The organism is Kitasatospora sp. NPDC007106 (assembly GCF_040634455.1).
Taxonomy (GTDB): domain Bacteria; phylum Actinomycetota; class Actinomycetes; order Streptomycetales; family Streptomycetaceae; genus Kitasatospora; species Kitasatospora arboriphila.
This window is the reverse complement of record NZ_JBEYFP010000751.1, coordinates 1-2,811: the sequence shown is the minus strand read 5'-3', so window position 1 is coordinate 2,811 and position 2,811 is coordinate 1. Positions and strand designations below refer to the sequence as shown.

3 protein-coding genes and 1 pseudogene are annotated in these 2,811 nt (G+C 76.7%); all 4 read right to left on the bottom strand.

Features of this window, described 5'->3' with window-relative positions; genetic code table 11:
• A partial coding sequence (locus tag ABZ641_RS31850; protein WP_359987444.1) for a molybdopterin-binding protein occupies positions 1–1,008 on the bottom strand: 1,008 nt, incomplete at its 3' end.
• A complete protein-coding gene (gene narI, locus ABZ641_RS31845; protein WP_344623593.1) occupies positions 900–1,634 on the bottom strand; it encodes a respiratory nitrate reductase subunit gamma in 735 nt (244 codons plus the stop codon). The genes ABZ641_RS31850 and narI, both read right to left, overlap by 109 nt.
• The gene (narJ, locus tag ABZ641_RS31840; protein ID WP_359987440.1) at positions 1,631–2,392 is read right to left on the bottom strand and encodes a nitrate reductase molybdenum cofactor assembly chaperone; all 762 of its coding nucleotides are present in this window, start codon (positions 2,390–2,392) and stop codon (positions 1,631–1,633) included. Before narJ ends, narI begins: the two co-directional genes overlap by 4 nt.
• Positions 2,393–2,396: 4 nt before the next feature.
• A pseudogene (gene narY / locus ABZ641_RS31835) lies at positions 2,397–2,811 on the bottom strand (nitrate reductase subunit beta); the annotation flags it as partial.

Sequence of the window (2,811 nt, the reverse complement as noted above, 5' to 3'; positions counted from 1 at the left end):
ACTCGACTCTCTTCCGATCTGCAGCATCGGGTGCCCGGGCCGCACCGCGGCGGAGTCGACCGGCAGCCGGGCGCCCAGCCCGCCGAGTGCGTGGTGCAGGAGGTCCACCGGCCCGGCCGCGGTGCTGCCGGTGGTGACCACGACATCGGCCGTCGAGCTGCGCAGGGCGGCGCCCAGCGGCCCGGCGTCGTCCGCCACCCGCCGGATCCCGGTCACCTCGGCGCCCGCGCTCCGCAGCAGGGGCGGCAGCAGCGGGCCGAGGGCGTCGCGCACCCGGCCGTCCCGCGGCAGGCCGGAGGTCAGCAACTCGTCGCCGAGCAGCAGCAGTTCCACGGTCGGGCGGCGGTGGACGGTCAGCCGGTCGTACCCGGCGGCCGCCGCCAGGCCCAGCACGGCCGGGGTGACGGTGGTGCCCGCCGCCAGCAGCAGGTCGCCCCGGCGGCACTCCTGACCGCGCGGCCGGACGTCGCGGCCCGGGGCCGCCGGCTCCGGTGTCCGCCAGTACAGGACGCCGTCGGGTGCCGTCGCCCGCCCGTGCTCGCGGCGCAGCACGGACGTCGCACCGGACGGCAGCCGGGCGCCGGTGGCGACGGGTACGGCGGTGCCCTGGTCGAGCGGCGCGGCCTCGGCGCCGCCCGCGAGGACGCCGCCGTCGCGCAGCCGCCACGGTCCCGTCCCCGCCACCGCCCATCCGTCCATCGCGGAGGTGTCGAACGGCGGCAGGTCGGTGAGGGCGGTCAGCGGCTCGGCAAGCGTGTGGCCGAGCGCCTCGGGGAGGGCCCGGACGACGGCGGGCAGCGGCTGTCCGGCGCTGTCCCGGGCCGCCTCGCGTGCCCGTTCCCACGTCATGGCCCCGGACGTGGTGCCGTGTTCGGCGCGGGTGCGCAGCGCCGGCCGGTTCACCGGGCACCGCCGGTCGGGGCGGGGCGCCGGCGGTAGACCAGGTAGGGGCGGACGAGGTAGCCGACGGGGGCGCTCCACACGTGCACCAGCCGGGTGAACGGCCAGGCGGCGAAGAGCAGGCAGGCCGAGAGCGCGTGCAGTTGGAACAGCAGCGGGGCCCCGGCCATCGCCTCGGGCCGGGGGTGGAGGGCGAACACCCCGCGGAACCAGATCGAGACGGTGGAGCGGTAGTCGTAGCCGCCGCCGACGACGTTGTGCACCGCGGTGGCGGCGAAGCCGAGCAGGACGGTCGCCGACAGCAGCGGGAAGAGCAGTTTGTCGCTGCGGTCGGTGACGATGCGGATCCGCCGGTTCAGCAGTCGGCGGGCGCTCAGCATGCCGAGCCCGGTGATCATGGCCGTTCCGGCGACCGTGCCGAGCGAGACGGCCGTCAGGTGGTAGGCGTGCTCGGAGATCCCGGCCGCCTCCGTCCACGAGGCCGGGACGGCCAGGCCCACGACGTGGCCGCCGATCACCGCGAAGGCGCCCAGGTGGAACAGCGGGCTGCCCCAGCGCAGCCAGCGGTGCTCCAGGAGCTGGCTGGTGCGCGAGGTCCAGCCGAACTGGTCCTGCCGGTAGCGCCAGACGTGCCCGACCGCGAAGACGGCGAGGCAGATGTAGGGGAAGGCGACCCACAGCAGCAGGTCGGCGCCGCCGGCGGGTGCGGCGAGGGGGGTGCCTGCGGGGCTCATCGGTGGCCCTCCTTGGTCCTGGTCGGCAGGAGCGGGATCAGTGTCGGAGGGGCGGGCTCCGGCGGGACGAACGTCTGCGGCGGTGCGAACAGGCCGCCGCCGTACGGGTCGAGGCCGACCTCCTCGGCGGGCGGGCCCGCGGCGGCGAGTTCCGCGACCGCCGCGAGGTCGGCGGCGGTGGGCGGCGGGAGGAGGGTGAGGAGCGCGGCGAGCAGGTGCCGGTAGGGGGAGCCGGCGTCGGCCAGCGAGTGCCGGATCAGTTCGAGTCCGCGCCGGTGCTGGCGCAGCGGCGCCTCGCCCGCGCCCGGGCCTTCGAGGGCGGCGAATTCGAGGACGACCGGGAGGTGGTCCGGGAGTTCGGCGGCGTCGGCCTCCCAGCCGGCGGCGCGGTAGCGCTGGGCGAGGGCGAGCAGGGCGGTGCCCCGGCGGCGGGTGTCGCCGTGCAGGTAGTAGGTCAGGTAGAGGCTGCTCCGGCGGCGCAGGTCGAAGACCTCGACGTAGTGGCGTTCCAGGGCGTCGGGCGGCTGCTCGGCGAACCAGGCGGTGAAGGCGGCGATCTCGACGGCGGCCGGGGAGGGCTGCAGGGCCTCGGCGGTGGCGGCCAACTCCTGCCGCCCGCGGACCAGTTCGGTGTCCGGGTACTGGAGCAGCAGGGAGAGCAGGCGCAGCAGGAGCACGCGCTGCGCGGTCTGCTCCGCCGTGCCGGCCGGGCGGGTCCGGCGGGCCCGGGCCAGGATGCCGATGTGCGGTGCGTTCATGCCGCTACTCCCCCGTCCTTCTGCGCAGGGTGGGGATGCCGAGCATCACCCGGCCGCCCCGGTCGCCGGAGACCTCGACCGGGCAGCGGTCCTCGATCCCGGCGAGGGCGGCGGCGTCCTCCTTGTGCGCGGCCGGCACGACGTACCGGTCGGCGTACTTGGCGACGGCGAGCAGCCGGTGCAGGTCCTCCGCCTCGCGGGCGGTGAGCCCGACGGCCTTCAGCGCGCCCTCGTCGCCCGCCTCGCCGAGGGTGCGCCCGCGCATGTGGGAGCGCAGCGCGGTGAGCTTCATCAGCACGCCGGCCACCACCTCGGTGTCCCCGGCGCTGAACAGCTCGGCCAGGTACTCCAGCGGGATGCGCAGCCGGGTGACGGCGGCGAAGACGTGGTCGGGGTCGTCCCGGCTGCCGCCCGCCGAG